This window comes from Sorangium sp. So ce426, assembly GCF_051475585.1.
Lineage (GTDB): Bacteria > Myxococcota_A > Polyangia > Polyangiales > Polyangiaceae > Sorangium > Sorangium cellulosum_B.
This window is the reverse complement of record NZ_CP150341.1, coordinates 10,620,851-10,641,116: the sequence shown is the minus strand read 5'-3', so window position 1 is coordinate 10,641,116 and position 20,266 is coordinate 10,620,851. Positions and strand designations below refer to the sequence as shown.

Genomic DNA, 20,266 nt, shown 5'->3' with positions numbered 1-20,266 from the left:
CTTCGGGGATCGCGGCGTGCCTGCGTATAGGATGCAAGACCAACCGTTGGATCCTCGTCCGTGAGCATCGCGAACCAGACCCCCTTCGCCGTCCAGCCCGTGCCGCTCCTCGATCGCGAGGGCAACGATGTCCTGGTCGCCATCGTCAAGGGCACGTTCGTCGTCGATAGGAGCGGGGGCGCGCGGCTCGCCGACGACCCCGCGCCGGTCCGTGTCGCCGACGAGCCCTGGGAGCCCGGGAGTCCGCGGAGCAGCCTCCGCTTCCCGTCGGATCTCGGCGTCGCCAAGCTGGGCACGGACGTGGTGGTGACCGGCGACGCGATCGCCCCCGAGAAGGTGAGGGTGCTCGACGTCGCGGTGCGGGTCAGGCAGCGGCTGACGCCCCTGCGCGTCCACGGGCAGCGCTTCTTCTTCAAGGGCGTCCTCGGCGTCGGGATCGGGCCTGCTGCGCCGTTCGAGCGGGTGCCGATCGTCTACGAGCGGGCGTATGGCGGCATGTCGGAGGACCTCTCGGTGGTCGATCTCCGGAACCCGTCCGGCGTCGGCGCGGCGAGGAGCGCGGCGGACCTCGTGGACAAGGAAGCTCCGCAGATCGAGCACCCGGAGCGGCCCCACGCGTCTGCGTCGGATCGCCATGCGCCGGTGGGCTTCGGCGCGATCATGATGCACTGGTCGCCGCGCCTCGAGCACGCTGGCACGTTCGACGAGCGGTGGAAGGCGACGCGGATGCCGCTCCCGCCGGAGGATCAGGACATCCGCTTTGGCAACGTCGCCCACCCTTCGCTCCAGTTCGAGGAGCACCTCGCGCCCGGGGATCCGGTGGGCATCGTCGGCATGTCGCTCGAGCCGGTCGTCTTCGCGCTACCGGGGTTTCCCGTGGTGGCGAGCGCGCGTTACGACACGGGGGAGCGCGTCGTCGTGCGGCCGCCGATCGACACGGTGCTGATCCAGCCCGAGGCGCGGCGCGTGGAGCTCGTGGCGCGCGCCGTCTTCCCGATAGGCAGGGGCCGGCGGGTGCTGCGCGAGGTCGTGGTGCGCGGCGATGGGTGACGCGGCGGGCGGCGCCGGGGAGCCTGTGGATCCCGAGATCGCGGGCGTGCCGCTCTCGGCCTATGCGGCGGTGCTGGTGTACACGGCGGAGGGCGTCTCGCTCGAGGCGAGCCTGGAGCACGCCGCGATCGCCGCCGGAGCCTGGCCGCCGGCGGAGGAGGCCTGGTCGGAGCGCCTCGCCGGGAGCGCGATGGGGGACGGGGCGCTGCTCGCGGCGTGCGACGAGCACCGCCTCGCGGCGCAGGCGCACGTGGCGCGCAAGGTGCCTCCGCTCGACACGGACCTGCGCGCCTGGCTCGATTTCTTCCGCGCGTTCACGGCGTCGGAGGATCCGCTCGGGTTCCTCGAGGCGCGCGGGCTCGGCGAGGGCGACGTGTTCCGGCTGCTGGGCGCCTGGCAGGAGCGGATCGTGGCCGAGGGGGGCGTGCGCGCCGAGGCGACGGCGATCCTCGCCGCCGCGCCCGGGCCGGTGCCGGAGGTGCGGCCGGAGGCGCCCGTGCTGAGGGCGTCGACGCGGAGGCATCGTGGCGGCGGGGCGGCGGCCGTGAAGAAGGCGCGGGCGGTGGTGGGGATGCCGCTCGAGACGGCGGATCTGCCGCGGGATCTATCGAAGCTGATCTTGCCGTTCGTGAAGCAGCCGGGAAGCGCGGAGAGGGCGGAGCCGCCTGCGCCGGCGGCGAGGTCGGGGCCCGGGCTTTTGCCGTCGCTGGCCGCGCAGGAGCTCCCGAAGCCGGTGCTCGCGCAGAAGGAGATCGCCGAGACGGCACCGGTGTTCCCGGCGCCGAGCCGGCCGGCGCTGCCGTTTGGCGCGCGCGTGGGGGAGCGGGACGCGCCGCGCTCCGGGCTGCCGGCTGTGGGGCTGCCGCCGTTGCGTGAAGGGGCATTCGAGGAGTCGATTGCCGGGCCGCCCGGCGTCGGGACGGCGCCTGTGATGTTCGAGGCCGCGAAGCCGGCGCTTCCGTTCGCCGGGTCATCGGACGCTCCATCGTCGGGCGGCGGCGCGCGCTCGCCTGCTGCCCAGGGGCCCCGGCTCTCGCTGGAGGACTACGCTGCGATGCTCGCCGAGATCGCGGCGAGCCCGGCGACGGCGACGGCGGCAATCGCGCGTTACGGGCTCACCCGCGAGGCGAAGAGCGCCGAGGACGCGGCGTGGCAGGCGAGGTTCGCGACGGAGCCCGGGCTGCGGATGAAGTGGATGCGGGCGCTGGTCGAGGCGGGAGAGCGGGTTCGCGGGAAGCGGTGAGGGAGCGAGGAGGAGGAGTCGAGCACGGTATGTTCAAGGCCATCGCATCATCGCCGCAGCCCATCCGGTTGCACAGGCTGCATGGGGCGATCCTCGCCTCTACCGGGTTTCACGTCGCGCGGGCCCAGGGCGGCCAGCTCCACGAGATGCGGAAGCTGGAGTTGCCCGGTGCTCCGGACGCTCAGCCGCTGCTCGCGCGGCAGGTCCCGCCGCAGATTACCAGCATGGTGGGCCGGTGGCCTGACCAGGTCTGGGCTCTTGTCTATGCAGGGCCGGGGATGCGCGCCGTCGAGGGGCCGATGCCTGGTGCCACGCTCTGGATCCAAGTCAGCAGGAATGTGGTGGTTCGTTGGGACGACGCCTCTGGTTGCTGGGTGGAACACCCCGAGAACGAGTGGGTTGGTGAGTGGGGTGATGGGGTGCTCGTCACGGGATCCGACGGCACGTTCAGATGGACGGACGGCGCGGACACGCCGATCGATCCCGTGCTCTCTCAGGGCATTTTTGAATACTGTCCTTATGTGACCAGGGCCGGCGAGGTCATCCTTCGCGTCATACAATCCCCTCGGTATGAGCCTGGCTGGTGGATCTTTCGGCGAGGAGAGCGCCAGCCGGAGCGGTTCGAGTGGCCACCCGGAGTGGATGAGCAGAGCGCGGCGATCTTCATCGACTACCGGTCGAACGGGCTCTTCGCGTCAGGCATGCTGACGTCGGCGGAGAAATTTATCGCACATCGTGTTCAGGGGGGATGGAAGTTGCTGCCGCCCTTCCGCGAGAGCCACGAAGTGCAGGGCATCTTGACCACATCCTCGGGGCAAGTCTTTCTGTGCGCACGGGCGCACTCCGTGCCAGTGCGCATTTACCGTCTGACGGCGGGAGGGGACTGGGAGAGTGTTTCGGTGCCGTTTCATACGAAGTGCAGCGGCGCTTCTTTGTTTGAGCTTGATGCTGCGAGAGTCGGTGGCTGTCCTCCGTATCAGCTCGTGGCCGGCGAGAACGATGAGCTGTGGCTCGCCGCCGACTTCGGCGAATCAGACATGCATCGCGCCGTCCTCTACCATGCGTCTAGCTCACGGGGTGTTGAGTTGACCCTTCGACATGTCCGCGAACGAGCTCCGCGACACCTGTGATCTGGTCCGCGGAGCGTCCCGTCGTACTCGCGCGGCAGCGCGCTCGCCGGCGGCCGATGGTCCCCGGCTCTCGCTGGAGGACTACGCTGCGATGCTCGCGGAGATCGCGGCGAGCCCCGCGACGATCGCACGCTACGGGCTCACCCGCGTGGCGAAGCGCGCTGAGGACGCGGCGTGGCAGGCGAGGTTCGTGGCAGAGCCGGGGCTGCGGATGAAGTGGATGCGGGAGAGCTGGTCGAGGCGGGCGAGCGGAGCCGCGGGAAGCGGTGAGAGCGCGCGCTACTGAGGGAGGAGGAGTCGAGCACGGTATGTTCACGGCCATCGCGCACTCGCCGCAGCCCATCCAGTTGCATCAGCTCCAGGGAACGATCCTCGCATCTACCGGGCCCTACATCGCGCGGGCCCAGGACGGGCAGCTGCTTGATCAGCGGAAGACGGAGGTCGTCAGGCCGCCGAACGCCCAGGGAGAGTACTCGTCGCCGCTCGCTACAGAGTATCTTCGATCCATCGATGGGCGGTGGCCAGACTCCGCCTGGACTTGGACTCAGGTGGGATGGGCATTATCGCGCAAAACGCCCTATCCGAGAGAAGGCATGGTCCGCTGGAACGAGGAGCGTGGTCAATGGGTCGAGCAGCCGGACATCGCGTGGGCCCGTGGTTGGGGGGACGGGGTGCTCGCCGGGAGCGTCGACGGTGAGCTCAGATGGGTGGATGGCTCGGACCGACCCATCCCTCCAGCGCTCGCCGAGGGCCTCATCCCGGACTTCTTGAGCGTGTCCCGGTGTCGGGTAACGAAGGCCGGCGACGTTCTTCTCGAGATCCAGCGGTCCCCCCATTTGGCGCCTGGATGGTGGATATTCCCGCGCGGAGAGTGCAAGCCGGAGAGGGTCGTGTTGCCGCCCGATATGGACGAGACACAGGTCTCGCTGGCGTTCGGTCATTCACCCTGCGAGCTCGTCGTCGAGGGTAGAATGAAATCCGGGGAGCCGTTCTACGCCTATCGCGACCAGGGGGTGTGGCATCCGCTGCCACCACTGCCAACCGATTCTGGATGGACTAGGTTGATGAACACGCCTTCGGGCGATTTCACCATCATCTCATTGGATCATTCGTCCTTGTTCTCCATGTATCGACTGGTGCGACAAGAGGTCTGGGAGCCCATGCCGATCTTCTTCTATGCAAATCGGTGTTTCCCTTCCATGTATGAATTCGAGATCGGTGAGGGGGGTGATCTGTGGCTCGCTCTCGAGTTCAGTATCTCCGGTATGCACGACGGAATGCTCTATCATGCGCGCATCTAGCAATATTGCGGGAGGTTGCCCCGGATCGGCAGATAAACCGCAATGCCGCGAGGCGAAGGGCGCCGAGGACGCGACGTGGCAAAAGAGGTTCGCGGCGGAGCCAGGGCTGCGGATGAAGTGGATGCGGGAGCTGATCGAGGCGGGAGAGTGGGTCCGCGCGAAGCGGTGAGGGAGCGCGCGACCGAGAGGAGAAGGGGTTGAGCACTGTATGTTCACGGCCATCGCGTCATCACAGCAGCCCATCCGCCTGCATCGGCTGCAGGGAGCAATCATCGCTTCTACTGGGCCTTACATTGCGCGGGCCCAGGGCGGGCAGCTCCACGAGCAGCGGAAGACGGAAGTGGTGAGGGCACCCGACGCCCAGGGTGTGGTTCCGGAGCCGATCGCTCCGGACGAGATTGTTGGCATGGCCGGTCGATGGCCTGACTGCGTCTGGGCTTCGGCCATCGGTGTGGGCTGGACGTTCCGCATGGGATCCCGGCGGCTGCATCCGCTGGAGGCGATTGCACTGGCGGAAGAGCTGAAGAAGCCGAGGAGCGCGGTGGTCCGGTGGGACGAGCGCCACGGGCGGTGGGTGGAGCATCCCGACCTCGTATGGGTCCTGGAGTGGGCGGGCGGGGTTCTCGGCTTGGAAGTCGACCGCACCCTCAAGTGGTTGGACGATTCGGATAAGCCGATCCCTCCCATGCTTGCCAAGAAGATCGTCTGGGACGGCTGGTACCCACCTGCGCATTTCCACAGAACGAATGCAGGCGACGTCGCTGTCCACATCGCGCGATCCCCCCATCATGAGCCTGGATGGTGGATGTTTCCGCGAGGAGCGGAAAAGGGAGAGAAGTTCGAATGGCCGCCGGGGGTGAATGAGAGGAGCGTCGAGCTGTATGCCGGGTATCCACCCTATGAGTCCATAGCCAATGGCAAACTGGATTCTGGGGAGCCCTTCCTTGCGTACCGTGCCCAGGGGAGGTGGCTCCCGTTGCCGCCCATTTCACAGGAGTCTCGTGTGATGAGCCTGGCGGCTACGCCTCGGGGCGAGCTTTTTGTCTTTTCAGAGAATGCCTCGGCCGCGCTTTATATCCACAGGTTGATGCGAGGTGTGGACTGGGAGCGCATTCCCATTTCATTCCATACGACCCTGCAAGTGGGGCACGAGCGTAGCTTTGTAGCCAGCGAGGAGGACGAGCTGTGGCTTGTCATTGACTTCGGCAATTCGACCCAGCATGAAGCCGTTCTTTATCACGCCTGTAACTGACCGGATGCGTCCCGCGAGGCCGATGAGCGAACGCCTGTGGAATGCTGGTTTAGCTCGAAGGGCTCACCCGAAGGGCCGCGGATCCCTCGGCGGCCGCACATCGATAGGTTGCGTCTTGGTGAGCGGCGTTTCCTGGTATACGTTCTGTTTGGCCACGTGTGGTTTACCATCCCTGAAGTAGTTCCATTGTCCGGGGCGGGTCAGATCGGGCCTGGCATTGCTCAATTCGACGGGAGTAGGCGCCCAGGTCGCGCTGTTGCCGACGCCTTCGGGAGGGGCGATGTACTGGCCATTCCCCCAGACGAGATCGTTCGGGGCGCGGACGTCGCGGTTGGGAAAGGAGCCGGAGACGGCCCGCGCCACGCCATGTTCGATGCGGCCCGTATTGCACGAGTTGAGGGTGATGAGCGGCGCGTTATTATAGTTCGCAGCGGTGCCGATCATTTGAAGTAGCTGGTCTGGCGTATGCATGGTGCTCATGCCGTTCACGTCCGATGATGTGACGTGCTGGGGCTCGCCGTGGATCATAATACGATAATTGTTCGGATCTGGTCTTACATGCCGTATGCAATATCGGACGAGGCTGTCGTGCAGCGGGTTGCCGATGATGAGGCAGGAAAGGCCTAGCGGATCCGCATGGGTGGTGGGGCTGCCGTCGAATGCGAACAGGTTGCGGCTGCCGAACAGCTCAAGCGGATCTGGGCTCAAGAAGCGAGCCGTCTTCGGATCGAAGTAGCGGTAGCGTACGTAGCAGAGATCGGTCTCCTCGTCGTGGTACTGTCCGAGAAGCCGGAATGGCGACGCCACAAGCGGGCCGCTTTCGGGCCGTGTGGTCTCGATGATGATGCCGAAGGCTGAGTGACGCGCTGACCACGCGACCTCACCCTCCGGGCCGATGAGCTCGGTGGGAGTGCCGAGGTGATCTGTAATCACCGCGTAGATGGTGGCGTCGTCCTGCTGGAGGAGTGGGGTCATCGTTCCCGGCTCGTGCACGAAGACGCGCGTGCCTCGCTCGGAGTCGATCTCGGCGGCAAGGCAGAGGCCGTCCCATAAGTACTCGACGATCCGGGGCTTCCGCGTCTCTGGCAGACCGAGGGCGCCCGGGGCGGAGGGCGGAACGATCTCCTTCCTGATCCGACGGCTAAAAGCATCGTAAGCGAAGAGCACGCGGGTGCCATCGGGACGCGAAACCTCGCGGAGTTGGCCGCGGCAGTCCCACAGGTACTCCGTCTCGCCATCGGACCGTGTCTCGCGCGTGCGTCGGCTCGCGTTATCGTAGGCATACGAGGCGTCATCGGTGCGGAGCAAGAGGCCGCCCGGCGCCGTCTCCCAGGCCGAGCCCGCGGGCTTCAGCGATCCCCCCGCGTCGTACACGAAGAACTCGCGCCCTTTCGAGCTGCTCGCCTCGAGCAACATCCCGAGCCCATCGTAGCGGTAGCGGGTGACACCCCAGCGTAGGTCGTTGCGCTCGACGAGCGCGCCGGAGGCATCGTGGGTGTAGTGACGATCCACGAGCGTGCGCCCAGCGGCGCCGACCCAGTCGTAGGTGGGGCGCGCCATCGGGTCGACCTTGCGGCGCGCCTCCACACCCGCGCTCACAAAGACCTTGCGGACCACAGAGCCGGCGAGATCGCGCTGGATCTCCACGCGGTAGCCGCCGTGATCGAGCGATGAGACGTTGCCCTCCTCGTCGTAGGCATACCGGGTCACGTGTCCTGTCGAGAGATGGCGCGCGATACGGCGGTTCTGAGCGTCGTACTCGTAGCGGATGGTTCGGCCGTTCTGCGTCTCGCTCACCACGCGGCCGAGCGGATCGCGCTCCACGCGTAGGCGAACCTCGCCGGCGGGATCTTCGCAGATGTAGTCGACGACGCGATCGTCGGGCGTCTCGACCCTGACGGCGCCGTGTGGCGTTTCCTCGGAGAGGATCCTTCCCGCCCCGTCATGACGGATTGCGCGGAACGTGCCGTCGGCGTTCTCCACGCGCGTCAGGAGGCCGTTCTTCCCGTGTCGGGCACGGACGACGCGGCCGTCATACGAGCGGTACTCGCGGAGGTTGCCTGCGCGGTCATAGCGGAGATCGAAGGTCTCTCCCTTCGGGTTCTTCACCTGCTGTAGGCGCTCGTTGAGATCGAACGACAACGACCAGATGGAACCGTCGGGTTGGGTCACCTCGATCGGAGATTTCAGTCCGGCGTAGCGGAATGTCTCGACACGCCCCAGCGCGTCGGTGCGGCCAATGAGGCGTCCGAGCGCGTCGTGCTCGAACCGCAGCGAGGTCCCATCGGGCAAGTGGAGCGCGACCGGCCGACCGAGCGCGTCAAGCTCGCGGCGCGTCACTCCGCCGAGGGGGTCGACGTACACTACGGGCCTCCCGAGCGCGTCGTGGCGCCAGCGACGCACCCCGCCGCGAGGCGTGTGCTCCTCGATGGCGTTGTTCTGCTCGTCGTAAACGAAGCCGCTGCAGAGTCCATCCGGCCCATGCACCGCGGCCAGGCGTCCCTGCTCATCGTGTGTCAGCGTGAGGAAGGCACCGGACGGGTATCTAATCGAGGTGAGCCGGCTCCGGTGGTCGTAGCCGTAGTGGGTGGTCAGGCCATCGGCGCGGCGCCGCACCAGGAGATCGTCCGAGTACTCGAGCTCGACCGTTCGGCCGAGCGGATCGGTGATGCGCGTAACGTTTCCTCGCCCGTCGCGGGTGAACGTCAGGGTTTCTCCCGCCGCGTTCTTCGTCTTGAGGAGCAGTCCGTCGGCGTCGAGTTCGAGATCGCGCACGAAGAGGCCGTCGGTCGATGCCTCGCGCACCACGGAGCCGTCGTCGGGCCGCCACTTGAAGACGCGGGGCTCCGGGGTGCCGGTGAGGTGGGTGATGCCCTGCTGTAGATCGTAGGTGAGATCGCCGGCGTGGAGATCGCCGTCTCCCCAGGAGCGGACGCACCGGCCAGACTCGGGATCATATAGATAGTGGAACGAGAGGCCGGTTGGCAGTATCTTGCGATTGAGGCGGCGCTGCTCGTCGTAGCCGTACGTTTCCGCGAGGCCGAGCGGATTGGTCACCCGCACAAGCTCGCTGCCGTCGCTGTACGCGAACGAGACGGTGTGCACTGGAGCGCGCCCCTCGGCATAGGGAGGGAAAACATGGAGGCGCACGATGTGGCCGTCGTCATCATGGGTGAGGGCGATCGTGCGGCGCGCGGTGTCAATGATCCGCGTGAGCCGTTCCCCGTCATACTCTAGGACGACCTTGTGCCCGGACTCATTGGTGATCTCGCGGAGGAACGCGCGGCCGCTACCGGCAGGAACGAAGGTGCGGGTGAGGCGCGTGTCGAGTGAGAACACGGCGGCGCCGCCGTGGCCGTCACGGGTGATCACGAGGCGCTTGCCGCGGTGAAACGTCGGCTCGCGCGGCTTCGCATGGTGCATAGTGATGGTTGCGCCGTCCGCATCGCGGAGGCGCAGCACATCGCCGTTGATCTCAACCCATTGGTGGTACGAGTGCGTCCAACCGCCGCGCCCGAGCGGGGTGTGGTCTCGTGTGCTTGCGGAACTATAGAGGCGCTTCCACTCGATGGGGATGAGGCCGGGGATCGATAGATCCATGGTCTCGTCGACCATGGCTCCGGATGCGACGGAGATCGGATCGAGCACCACCGTCATATTCACGATGGTGTTATCGACCGTGGCGGTTTGGACGATGCCCGCCGCCAACAGCACCCCGCCGATCTGGGCGACCTGCGCGGCACTTTTGGAGGTGTTGAGAATCACGTAGTCGCCGGTGCAGGCGAGCCCGCGGTCGCCGGACAGGATCGTGGCCGACGCGCTCTTTACAAAGCACGCTTTGTTCACGACGAGCGTCACCACGTCGCCCCCGGTCCCCTGGCAAGGCATGTTGCCTGGCTTCTCGACATCCATCGAGCTGCCCTCCAGGAGCACCGGCGCGCCGCCAATCTCGATCCGCTCGCCTGTATCCGTCGCACTCGACGAGAGCGCAATATACGCAAACGGACTTGGCACAGGCCCGGTCGGAGGCGGCGGCGGCGCTGTGCTGACGGCCGGAAGCGGGCCAGGACAGAAATGATTGCTCCGCGTCGTTGCAATGAATCTGTAATTGATCGTCGCCACAGCGATCCCTCTCTCTCCCGCCCGCCCCCAGCGCTCAGCCCCGGCTCCGCGCCACCTTCAGAAACGCCACCAGGTTCGCTTCCGCCCTCACCCAGAACCCGCTCATGTCGACCGCATCCGGCAGCCGCAGTCGAGCACGCAGCTCGTCGACGCGCGCCTCCACCGCGAGGCGCGACAGCCTCCCCGACGCGCACTCCTCCACCGCCCCCGCGATCGAGAACGCGCGCCCCCCGCGGTACCTCGCCCTCGGATCGAGCCGCAGCGCCGCAATGGCCTCCCGCCACGCCCCGGCCTCGAGCTCCCGCGCCTCCTCGACGACCGGCCCGAACAGCGTGCGCAGCGCCTCCGCCGCGTCATCCGCGAGCGCCTCGTCGTCGAGCCGCTGGATCATCCAGCCGGCGCTCGCGGAGCAGCCGAAGCGCGCCACCGCGGAGAGCGCCGCGCGTGTCGGCCGGTGGCGGCCGAGCAGCCCCTCGAGCCGGGGCCAGTCGCCCGGCTCCCCCGCCAGCGCGAACAGCTCCGCTGCGCGCAAGCCGACCCGCGCGCTCAGCGCCTCGTCGCGCACGAGATCCACCTCGCCGCCGATCACCAGCACCCTCGCCGCCGACCAGGCCACGTCGGGGGAGGCCGCGCCGCAGAGCTCCCGCAAGCGCTCGACGAAGCGCGCGCGCTGCGCCGCGGGCAGCCGCTCACAGCCGCAGATCCCGGCGCGCACCACCGCGTCGTGCTCGTCGGCGAGCGCGGCGCCGATCCCTTCGATCGGCAGCTCGCCGCGCATCGAGCGCAGGTTCACGCCGGCAGCCCGCGCGATCGGGTGCGCCGACGCCGACAGCGCCCGCGCCAGCCCCGCGAGCCCAGGTCGCTCGACCAGCGCGAGCGCCTCCGCGACCGCGATCGCATGGTCCTCGACGTCCTGCGGGAGCAGGTGCGCCGCCCGGTGGATCGCGGCGAGCGCGTCGTCCCCCGCGAAGGCAGCGAGCGAGATCGCGCCTGCGAACGACTTCCACGGGTCGTCCATCCAGCGCTCCCAGAAGGCCGCGACCTCGATCAGCGCCCGCGGCCCTGCGGCCACGATCGCGTCGATCTGCCGGAGCATCCGCGCCTCCGTCTCCGGCAGCCACGAGCGCCGCCCCTCGACGCGATCCCGAGCGAGCGCGGCCACGAGCTCCGCGCAATGATCGACGACCGACGCATAGAACCCCGCCAGCGTGACCTCGGTCACGCGCCCCGCGTCGAGCCGCACCAGCGGCGCGGGGGCGCTCTCGCGCGGCAGCTGCGGGAGCGCCGGCGCCACATCGTTCGCCGCCGCGATGCTCGTCGCAGCGATGGCCGCCGCCGCGCCCACCTCCCCGGCACCGGCCTCCCCGGCACCCGCCTCCCCGGCGCTCTCCTCGAGCCACGCCTCGTCTCCCGGCTCCTCCGCCTCGACCGGCGGCGGGACGAACGCCTCGCGCTCCACCCGCCGCGCGACCACCGGCCCCGAGAGCGGCATCATCACCGGAAGCGCCCCCTCCGCTCCCGCCGCGGCCTTGCCCGCTCCCGCTCCGGTGCGCGTCGCGGCGCCGAGCGCGATCCCGCGGGTGCCATCGCGGGAGATCGCCCAGGCCACGAACGACCTCCCGGCCTCGGCCGGCGCCGCGCCGTGCCGGAGCGTCGCGAACGCGCACGCGAGGCCCATCACGCCCGCCGCGGCGCCGAGCTCGCCGATCTCCGCCTCGAGGCAGCGATCGAAATAGCTCGGCGAGAGCCGCTCCGCGCACCGCGCCGTCGTGAACTGCCACTCTCGGCACCGGAGCGCGCCAGCGCGCCCCTGCCCGAAGACGGCCTGGAACGGCCCGGCCGCGGCGGGCAGGCTGCGGAGGAGCGCGGTCATCGCCGCCGCGTCGACGGGCTCGTCGTCCTCGTCGGTCGCGCGCCCCGGCGCGTGCCGGCTCGCGACGATCTCTCCCACGGCCGCCACCCCCCACCGCGACGCCTGCTCCGCGGAGGCCACGAGCAGCGCCCCCGCGCCCTCGGACGGCGGCGGCGGCGCGAGCAGCCACGGGCTCTCCGGCCTCCGCCGCCGCTCGGCGAGCGCGTCCACCCCGGCGTGCGAGTCGACGCCGACGAGGAGCGCTGCGCCGCCCGCGCCGCCCGCGAGCAGCTCCGCGATCCGCGCCAGCGCCGCGAACGCGCCCGCCGCCCCGGTGAAGCGCTGCGCCGCGGGGCCGAGCGCGCGGGCCAGCTCCGAGAGCGCTCCCTCGGGCAGCCCCGGCCGTGGCGCCGGCGTCACGACGAAGCGCGGGATCCCCGCGGCGTCGACCCCCGGCAGCGCCGCGAGGGCCTCGGCGACGGCGCCCCGGGCGAGCGCGAGGAGGCGGCCCGCGTCGGCCTGCGAGGGCCTGATCCACGGGCAGTAGCGCGCGTCGATCCGGCGCCCGTCGGGCCCGATGAACGGCGACGGCGGCGGCGGCGGCGCCCCGGCGCGCGGGAAGAAGACGTGATCGCGCGCCGAGGCGCCGGCGGGCGAGACGAGGCCGAGGCCGAGCACGGTGAGCTTCATCGGTGCGTGAGCGAGCCCGACTGCTTCGAGCTCCCGGTGATGGTGATCGAGGGGGATTTGATCGTGACGCCCGCCGGCGTCGCCGAGATCTCGGACGCGCCGCACCGGAAGGTGATCGGGCTGCCGCCGAGCTTCAGGTTCCCGCTCACCTCGAGCGTCAGCGCGCTCTTCGCGGTGAGCGTGTACGAGCCGCCCGCGCTGATCTTCAGCGCGCCCTTCACGTCCGAGGTCATGGCCCCCGCGACGCTCCGGGTGATCGCCCCCCGGCTGCCGATGTTCAGCGAGCCGAGCCACTCGCCGAGGCCGCCGCCCACCGTGAGGCCGGCGCTCGCCGCGCTGCTCGTGTGGCTCCCGTTGATCACGGTCGTCGCGGGGCCGGCGGTCACCCACGAGACGGGGCCCGGCGTGGTCAGCGCGTAGAGGGCGCCCACCGCCTCGGTGTACGAGCCGCTCGCGACGACGCTGCGGTGGCCCGGGCCGGGGCCCGCCGGCCCGCCGCCCGCGCCGCTCGCCCCCGCGGCCCCGCCGCCCGGCGCCGCCTCGCCCTGCGCGGGCCGGCCGTGATCCCACGGCATCGGGCTCGACGACCCCTTCACCGCCGCCAGGATCGCCTCGCCCCCCGGCAGCAGCGACATCGCGCTGCCCGCCGCGCTGTCCTTGATCGCGGCGAGCGCGCCCTCCGCGCCCTTCGCCTGGTAGCCCTCGTAGGCCGCGCGCGACGCGCCCATCGCCGACGCCGCGATCTGCCCGGCGGCGCCCCGCGCGCTCACCTTCGACAGCAGCGCGGACGCGGCGAGGTTGGCCGCGCCCTTCACGGGGTTGCCGGCCTGCTCCACGAGCATGCCCCCCACCACGGCCGTCTCGGCGCCGACCTCGCTCACGAAGTTGCCCCCCGCGCTCTGGCGCTGCGCGGCGCCCACCGTCACGCTGCGGGAGCCGTAGCCGCCGATGTACCCGAGGTGCACCGAGGTCGACTCGTCGCCCCCGACCTCGGCCTGCAGGGCGGCGCCGACCTGGAGATCCTCGTTCTTCAGCGTCTGCGCCTCGTGATCGCCCCCGACCGTCGTCTCCTTGGCGAAGGGCGCGTGCACGAGGACGTGCTCGCGGCCGGCCGCGTCGTCCATCTGGATCGCCGTCCGCGCCCCCGCGCCGGGCGAGCTGTCGGTCGCGATCGACGTCACCGTCTTGTTCGCGGGCAGCGCGAGGGGCGGCCGCTGCTTCTCGTTGTACGAGCGCCCGAGCACGACGGGGCGATCCGGATCGCCGTCCTCGAACATCACGAAGACCTCCCAGCCCACGCGCGGCAGGAGCATCGGATCCGGCAGGTGCGGCTGCGCCACCCGAACAGGCAAGCTGCTCCGCTGGTCGCCCTCGCCGTGCAGATCCCAGTGGAAGCGGAGGTGGACGCGGCCGAGCGCGTCGGGGTGGATCTCCTGCCCGCGCTCCCCCGTGACCCAGGCCGACTGCACGCCCGCGATGCGCGGCCTCGGCGTGACCTTCGGCAGGCGGAACGGCACGCTGGCCGGGATCGCCCCGACGCTGGCGCGGAGGACCCCGTCGCTCGCGTCCCAGCGCAGCGCGACGTCGGTCACCACGCAGTCGCCCGCCGCCCGCACGACGCCGTTGTGGTCCGGCGCTTCCACGAGGCGGCAGCGCGCGCCGGGCGAGAGCGCCAGCGCGTTGCTGTCGAACGACAGGCGCGCGGCCTCGGCGCGCAGCGACTCGAGCCGGATCCGCGCGCGCGCCGCGCCCTCGGCCGGCGAGGCGAAGCCGCCGGGCGCCTCGTAGACCTCCACGTCCCGCTCCGCCTCGACGCCCCCCGAGGCCTCGGCCTCGAGCGAGAGCCGGGGCTGATCGGGGCTGTGATCGCGCAGGACGACCTTGCCGGCCGCGCGCCGGAGCCGCCGCGCCGCGTCCACCGCGACGGGCCCCGGCTCGTCCAGCGTGCTGCGGGTGACCAGCGCGACGCCGCCCGGGTAGGCGTCCTCGGCGGAGGCGGAGTCGTCCTCGAGGACGAACACCTCACCCTCGCCGTCGTCCTCGAACCGGAAATACAGCCCGTGCTCCTCGCAGATCCGCCGGACGAACGCCGCGTCGCTCTCCTGGTACTGCACGACGTAGCGGCGCTTCGGGTAGGACGCCGCGAGCCGCTTGCGCACGGTCCTGTAGCCGCCCCCTCGCGCCACCTGCTCGACGATCTCCGGCGCCGTCATCTCCTGGAACGTGCGCGCCCTCCGGGTGAGCCCAAGCAGGGCGAAGCGCGACGCGAGCGTGAGCCGGTAAGCCCGCAGGTGCTCGTGATCGCTCGCGATCACGGCGAACCGGGTGACGACGCCGAGGAACGTCCTGCTCCCCGTGGGGGCGTCCAGGGCGAGCCGCCCCGCCTTGCGGAGCACGCTCCCGGGCGCGACGAGCGCGTCCCTCGGGCCGTGGAGATCGATCTCGAACGCCGAGGCCTCCCCGAGCCGCTCCGCGCCGCGGACGCGCGACGGCGAGAGATCCGGATCGCCCTCGATCGTCAGCGCGACGCCGCTCACGGCAGCTCCACCCGCGCCGAGAAGATCCGCACGAGCGCCGCCATGTCGATCACCAGCCGGTCGCCCTCGATCCGCACCGCGCCGCCGGGCTCGATCCGGAGGCTCGATCCCGGCACCTCGAGCTCCAGCGTCTCCCTGGCGCGCAGCCGGAGGTGGCGGGCGTCGAGCGCCAGCGTCCCGTGCGCGTCCGGCGCCGGCGCCGAGGCCGTCTGGAGCGCGCCCAGGATGGCGACGCCCCCGGGCGCGTCCGCCAGCACGACGGTGCGGCCCTCGCGCATGCACTCCTCGATGAACGCGGGCGAGACGCCGGCGGCGAGCGTCGCGAGGAGCCGGCGCCCGTCGCCCGGGCGCACCTGGAACGCGGGGCGCGCGTCGCTCTTCTCCTCGCCGCGCGCGACGATCATCTCCACGACCCCCGGATGGAGCCCGGGGCCGAGGGGCTTCGCCTCGCCCCGCGCGGGGCGGGCGGTCGATTGCTGGACCGTGCGCGACCTAGCCATAGTGATGAACCCCTTCCTCCACGCTCGACGTCGGACCCTCGAGCTTGCCCGAGATGGTGATGGAGCCGGGGGTCATGGTGATCGTCACCCCCTGCGCCTTGATCGTGAGCTTCGCGGCCGCCTCGACGGCGATCTCGGCGCCGGCGATGTCGGCGGCGCCCCGCGAGGTGGTCGTGACCTTGCCGAAGCTCTCCGCGACGTCGCCTCCCGCGGCGACGCTGCGCGAGCCGAAGCTCTCGGCGTAGAGCCCCCGCACGGTGAGGCCGTAGGAGCCGGCGTCGATGGTCTGCGCGCCCGAGACCTTCACGATCGCCGCGCCGGCCACGCCCACCGACTCCGACGGGCCGGCGGTGGTGCTCACCGAGCCGCCGACGAGCAGCGTCGAGGCGCCCTTGGCGAACACGCTCTGGTGCTCGACGCCGACCTCCTGCTTCGCGCCGCCCACCATCCGGACGAAGCTCGGCGTCACGGTGAGGTAGTCGCCGCCGGCGCGGATCACGCGGGCGCCCCCCACGGTGATCGCCTCCGAGGCCGCCTTCAGCCCGTAGTTCGAGTCGACCGCCACCTTGCGCTCGCCGCCCACCTCGAGCGACAGCGCGCCCGCCACCTTCTCGACCCGCCGCTCCTTGACCTCGAGCGTCCGGGCGCCGCCGACGACGCGCTCGGATCGCCCGGCGATCTCGGTCCGCTTGTCGTTCTCGGTCCGCTCCCGGTAGTCGCCCGACGTGTCGAGCCCGAGGCGCTCGTTCCCGGCCTCGTCGCTGATCCCGACGCCGCTGCCGCCCGAGCCGCCGGGGGTCGCCCGCGTGCCGAGGCGGGTCTCGACCTTCTTCGCGGGCAGCGCGGCGGGCGGCGCCTGGACGGCGTTGTACAACCGGCCGAGGATCACCGGGATCTCCCCGCCCCGGTCGCTGAAGCCGACGAGCTCCTCCCAGCCGACCCGCGGGTTCAGCATCGCGCCCGAGAGCTGCGGCTGGGTCACGCGGGCGAAGCCGGAGCTCCGGTGGTCTGACGGGTCGCGCGTGTCGCGCGTTTCTAACGTGCCCTGGCGATCCCAGCGGAGCCGGAGGCGGCTGCGGCCGTGCTCGTCGAGGGCGATCTCCTTGCCCGGCGGCCCGGTGACCACCGCGGTCCCGGCGCCGCCGCGAGGCGCGGGGGCCCGGCGCGCCGGGCGGAAGCCGTCGCGCGCCGGGACCGCCTCGAAGCGAGCGCGGTAAGCGAGCTCCTCCGGACCCGCCTCCGCCCTCGCCTCGTGCACGACGGCGAGCACGAGCCAGCGCGCGTCGCCGAGCTCCTCGGGCGGGTCGGTCACCTCGACGATCTCGCCGGCGCGGAGCTCCGGCGCCGTGGCCTCGCCCTCGAGCGAGGTCGCCCCGGCCCGGCGCTCGGCGAGGCGGATCGCCGCGAGCTCGCGGCCCGCGCCCGGATCGTCGAGGCCGCCCGGGACCTCGTACCACTCGAGCGCGCCCTCGCCCGAGGCGCCGCTCAGATCGAGCATCGGCCGCGTGAAATCGTACGCCTTGAGCGCGACCTTCTCGACCGCCACCCGCCTGCGGACCCGCGCCGCGCACAGGGCTCGCCCGGGGACGAGCCCCGCCTCGTCGCGCCACGGGATCGCCGCGCCCGCGTCGAGGAACGTCTCGGGCGCGTCGGCGACGTGGAGGAGCGCGGGATCGCCGTCGTCCGGGAACCAGCTCATGCCCTCCTCGGCGAGGAGGCGGGCGCAGAAGCCGAGGTCGCTCTCGAAGACCTGCGCGCAGTGGGGCCGCTTCGCCGCCGCGCGGCGGGCGCGGAGGTCGAGGCGGACGCCGTGATCGCCGAGGACGCGCGCCGCGATCTCGGTGGCGCTCTCGTCGACGAAGACCCGGTAGTCGCGCGTCTCGTCGAGCCGGGCGACCGGCGAGGCGAGGGTCACGCGCGCGTGGGCGTCGCGCTCCTCGACGGCCTCCACCGCGAGCGCGAAGCGCCGCTCGACGCCGTGGAAGCGCAGCGTGAGCGTCGCGGCGCGGCCGATCAGATCGAGCGCCGCGAGCTCGGCGGGCTCGCCGCCCACGAAGGCGGCGCAGCGCGCGTGGGCCACCGTCGGGGCGCAGGCGCGCTCCTCGACCTGGCACGCGTGGACGCGGAGCTCGGCGCCCACGCCGGGGATCTCGAGCAGGATGGGTCGCTCGCTCACTTGCCCGCCTTTCCGCTCGCGCGCCGGGTCGTGCCGCCGTCCACGTGGGTGACGCCGCCGGTCGTCTTCAGCTTGCCGCCGCCCAGCGTCATCGTGCCCGCCGCGATGCTGCCGCTGGCCTGGATCGTCACCACCGGCGCGCTGATCGACACCTTCCCGCCCGCGCCGATCGACACCTTCCCGGCCGAGATCGCGCCCGTCGACGCCTTGACGCCGACGTTCCCCGCGGCCCGCTCGTGCACCGCGCCCGCCTGGCTCCGCTTGCCGCCGTTGATCGACTCGGCGTAGCTGCTGCAGCGGATCGTCCGGGAGCCGCGGCAGGCGTAGGTGCGCGCCCCCGCGACCGACTCCGTGACGCCGAGGCCGCTCGCGATCGACGTCGTCCCGAGCACCACCCGGGCGCAGCCGCCGCTCACGTTGACGTTGGACTGGTTGCAGAGCAGCGCGTAGCCGCCGCCCACGACCTCGACGCACGACCCGCTGGCCAGCACGGCGCGGTTGCCGGTGACGTCGACGAGCTCCGCCCCGCCGACGAGCTCGGAGCTCGCCCCCTCGACCGAGAGGAGCATCTCCTGCCCCACGTCGACGCGCTGGGTCGCCCCGACGCGCGCGGCGTGGCTCCCGAGCACGTTGCTTGTGAGCGACAGGCCGACGACCTGCGCGTCGTCGCCGTCGATCCGCGTCGCCTCCGGGCCGCCGACCTTGACCGAGAGATCCCGCGAGGCGTGGATCGAGAGCGCCTCCGCGCCCGCGTCGTCGACCATCGTGATCCCCTGGGTCTCGCCGCTCCTCGGCGTGGTCCACGACTGGAGCGCGGTCGTCGCCGACGCCGCGGGGAGCGGGAACGGCCCGACGGCGGTCGCGTTGTAGGCGCGGCCGAGGACGAAGGGGCGATCCGGCGAGCCGTCGAGGTAGCCGACGTGGACCTCCCAGCCCACGCGGGGCAGGAACATCGAGGCGCCGAGCGGGTGCTGGAGGCAGCGGATCCAGTGAGAGGCGCGGTCGTCGGCGATCCCGGAGCGATCCCAGAGGAAGCGCAGCTTGATCCGGCCGAGATCGTCGACGTGGATCTCCTCGCCGGGCGGCCCCGTGATCACCGCGCCGTCGATGTGCTCCACCGCGGGCGCCGGGCGGAGCGCGGGCCGGAAGGGCGGGTGATCTCCGCCGTCCGCGGCCTTCGTCGGCCTGAGCGCGATCCGGTTTCCGTAGGGCGCGGCCGCGCCGCCGTCGCGGCTCGGCCGCGCGTAGCGGTGGGAGAGCTCGGCGACGAGCATCCGCTGCTCGAAGAGGTCCGCGCCCGCGCCCGTGATCTCCACGAGGCGCCCTGGCCCGAGGCGGATGCAGTCGCTCTCTCCCGTGACGGTGACCTTGTCGCGCTGCAGCTGCTCCAGCCGCCGCCTGGCCCGCGCCTTCGCGGCCTCGGCCGTGGGGACGCCGGCCGGCACCTGGAGCCACGCGAGCTCGCCCTCGCCGGCGTGGCCGTCGATGTAGACGTCCGGGTGCCGCACGTCGAAGTCACGCACCGTGACCCGATCGGCCACGGCCTGCTCCTCCCACTCGAGCGACGAGAGGGCGCGCGCGCCGAGCTTCGCCCCGCGGGCCCCGGCGTAGGGGAGCGCCGCGCCGCCCTCGATCCCGTCGTGCGAGCCGCTGCCGTCGCCGAGGACGACGCGGTGCTCGCCCTCGGCCGTCGTGTCGAACCAGTACGAGATCCCCTCGTCGGCCAGCAGGCGCTCGATGAACGCCCACTCCGCCTCGGCGTACTGGACGCACTGGGGCCGCACCGGGTACGCGCCCGCGAGCCGCGGCTCGATCGCCGCCGCGGGGATGCCCGCGCCCGCCAGCACCTCGGTCACGATCTGCTCGGTCGTCTTCTCGAGGAAGACCCGGTAGCCGCCGCGCAGCGTGAGGAGCCACGGCGGATCCGAGAGGCGGAGCGCGTAGATGCGCTCCCGGCCGCGGCGGAGATCGCTGCTCGCCTCGACGACGAGGAGGCGGACGAGCCGCTCGGAGCCCTCGGCGGGGTCGACGAGCGCGAGCGTCGCCGGGGCGCGGAGGAGGGCCGCGAGATCCACCTCGTCGGCGACGGCGACGCGCACCTCCCAGGACGAGAGGGCGTCCATGGCCTCGCGCCCAGCGAGCTCCAGCACGACGCACTCACCGAGCGGCTCGCAGGCGAGCCGGACGTCGACGTCGCTCATGGCTCCCAGGTCCGTGAGCCACGGGGGAGGCCGGCGTCGTTCCGCGGGGATCTGCGCATGTTCGCTGCCACCTCGAGATCGCTCCTGGCCACGCGAGGTCGCCGTGGCCGGTGTAGACAAGAGCCGCAACACCGTAACAGAGCAGATCTACGCGCCCGTTGGCCAGCCCGTCGCGCGGCGTCGCGCGGCGGACCGCCCGGGGAACGCTCGGA

At 71.4% G+C, this 20,266-nt stretch carries 12 protein-coding genes; 6 read left to right on the top strand and 6 right to left on the bottom strand.

What is annotated here, in order from left to right; translation table 11 throughout:
* Positions 1-60 precede the first annotated feature (60 nt).
* The 6 genes from WMF44_RS39845 (at position 61) to WMF44_RS39820 (ending at position 5,976) form a co-directional block, all read left to right on the top strand.
* Positions 61-1,050, top strand: a complete 990-nt coding sequence (locus WMF44_RS39845; protein ID WP_437295271.1) for a DUF2169 family type VI secretion system accessory protein — start codon at positions 61-63, stop codon at positions 1,048-1,050.
* Positions 1,043-2,293, top strand: a complete 1,251-nt coding sequence (locus WMF44_RS39840; RefSeq protein ID WP_437295270.1) for a hypothetical protein — start codon at positions 1,043-1,045, stop codon at positions 2,291-2,293. The genes WMF44_RS39845 and WMF44_RS39840 overlap by 8 nt, the downstream gene beginning before the upstream one ends.
* A 29-nt stretch (positions 2,294-2,322) precedes the next feature.
* The gene (locus tag WMF44_RS39835) at positions 2,323-3,423 is read left to right on the top strand and encodes a hypothetical protein (protein WP_437295269.1); all 1,101 of its coding nucleotides are present in this window, start codon (positions 2,323-2,325) and stop codon (positions 3,421-3,423) included.
* Between the two features lie 91 nt (positions 3,424-3,514).
* Positions 3,515-3,709 (top strand): hypothetical protein, encoded by a 195-nt coding sequence (locus tag WMF44_RS39830; RefSeq protein WP_437295268.1) that lies wholly within the window; start codon positions 3,515-3,517, stop codon positions 3,707-3,709.
* A 22-nt stretch (positions 3,710-3,731) separates the two neighbouring features.
* Positions 3,732-4,724: a hypothetical protein gene (locus WMF44_RS39825; protein WP_437295267.1), complete on the top strand. Its 993-nt coding sequence runs from the start codon at positions 3,732-3,734 to the stop codon at positions 4,722-4,724.
* Between the two features lie 208 nt (positions 4,725-4,932).
* Positions 4,933-5,976 carry a hypothetical protein gene (locus WMF44_RS39820; RefSeq protein ID WP_437295266.1) on the top strand — a complete coding sequence of 348 codons (1,044 nt, stop codon included), beginning with the start codon at positions 4,933-4,935 and terminating at the stop codon, positions 5,974-5,976.
* Between the two features lie 63 nt (positions 5,977-6,039).
* Here WMF44_RS39820 and WMF44_RS39815 read toward each other — a convergent pair whose 3' ends face one another.
* The 6 genes from WMF44_RS39815 to WMF44_RS39790 all read right to left on the bottom strand — a co-directional run bounded on the left by WMF44_RS39815 (position 6,040) and on the right by WMF44_RS39790 (position 20,054).
* On the bottom strand, positions 6,040-9,888 hold the full coding sequence (locus tag WMF44_RS39815; RefSeq protein ID WP_437295265.1) for a DUF6531 domain-containing protein: 3,849 nt from the start codon (positions 9,886-9,888) through the stop codon (positions 6,040-6,042).
* A gap of 244 nt (positions 9,889-10,132) precedes the next feature.
* Complete coding sequence (locus WMF44_RS39810; RefSeq protein WP_437295264.1) at positions 10,133-12,640, bottom strand: hypothetical protein; 2,508 nt, start codon at positions 12,638-12,640, stop codon at positions 10,133-10,135.
* On the bottom strand, positions 12,637-15,177 hold the full coding sequence (locus WMF44_RS39805) for a type VI secretion system Vgr family protein (RefSeq protein ID WP_437295263.1): 2,541 nt from the start codon (positions 15,175-15,177) through the stop codon (positions 12,637-12,639). Before WMF44_RS39805 ends, WMF44_RS39810 begins: the two co-directional genes overlap by 4 nt.
* Positions 15,174-15,677 (bottom strand): hypothetical protein, encoded by a 504-nt coding sequence (locus WMF44_RS39800; RefSeq protein ID WP_437295262.1) that lies wholly within the window; start codon positions 15,675-15,677, stop codon positions 15,174-15,176. Before WMF44_RS39800 ends, WMF44_RS39805 begins: the two co-directional genes overlap by 4 nt.
* Positions 15,670-17,853 carry a type VI secretion system Vgr family protein gene (locus WMF44_RS39795; RefSeq protein ID WP_437295261.1) on the bottom strand — a complete coding sequence of 728 codons (2,184 nt, stop codon included), beginning with the start codon at positions 17,851-17,853 and terminating at the stop codon, positions 15,670-15,672. Before WMF44_RS39795 ends, WMF44_RS39800 begins: the two co-directional genes overlap by 8 nt.
* Positions 17,850-20,054, bottom strand: a complete 2,205-nt coding sequence (locus WMF44_RS39790; RefSeq protein WP_437295260.1) for a type VI secretion system Vgr family protein — start codon at positions 20,052-20,054, stop codon at positions 17,850-17,852. Before WMF44_RS39790 ends, WMF44_RS39795 begins: the two co-directional genes overlap by 4 nt.
* Positions 20,055-20,266 lie beyond the last annotated feature (212 nt).

Bases quoted from the DNA above. Each gene is read 5' to 3' on its own strand.
- WMF44_RS39815 (WP_437295265.1), bottom strand. From the start codon at position 9,888: ATGGATGTCGAGAAGCCAGGCAACATGCCTTGCCAGGGGACCGGGGGC.
- WMF44_RS39825 (WP_437295267.1), top strand. From the start codon at position 3,732: ATGTTCACGGCCATCGCGCACTCGCCGCAGCCCATCCAGTTGCATCAG.
- WMF44_RS39810 (WP_437295264.1), bottom strand. From the start codon at position 12,640: ATGAAGCTCACCGTGCTCGGCCTCGGCCTCGTCTCGCCCGCCGGCGCC.
- WMF44_RS39790 (WP_437295260.1), bottom strand. From the start codon at position 20,054: ATGAGCGACGTCGACGTCCGGCTCGCCTGCGAGCCGCTCGGTGAGTGC.
- WMF44_RS39830 (WP_437295268.1), top strand. From the start codon at position 3,515: ATGCTCGCGGAGATCGCGGCGAGCCCCGCGACGATCGCACGCTACGGG.
- WMF44_RS39840 (WP_437295270.1), top strand. From the start codon at position 1,043: ATGGGTGACGCGGCGGGCGGCGCCGGGGAGCCTGTGGATCCCGAGATC.
- WMF44_RS39835 (WP_437295269.1), top strand. From the start codon at position 2,323: ATGTTCAAGGCCATCGCATCATCGCCGCAGCCCATCCGGTTGCACAGG.
- WMF44_RS39820 (WP_437295266.1), top strand. From the start codon at position 4,933: ATGTTCACGGCCATCGCGTCATCACAGCAGCCCATCCGCCTGCATCGG.
- WMF44_RS39800 (WP_437295262.1), bottom strand. From the start codon at position 15,677: ATGGCTAGGTCGCGCACGGTCCAGCAATCGACCGCCCGCCCCGCGCGG.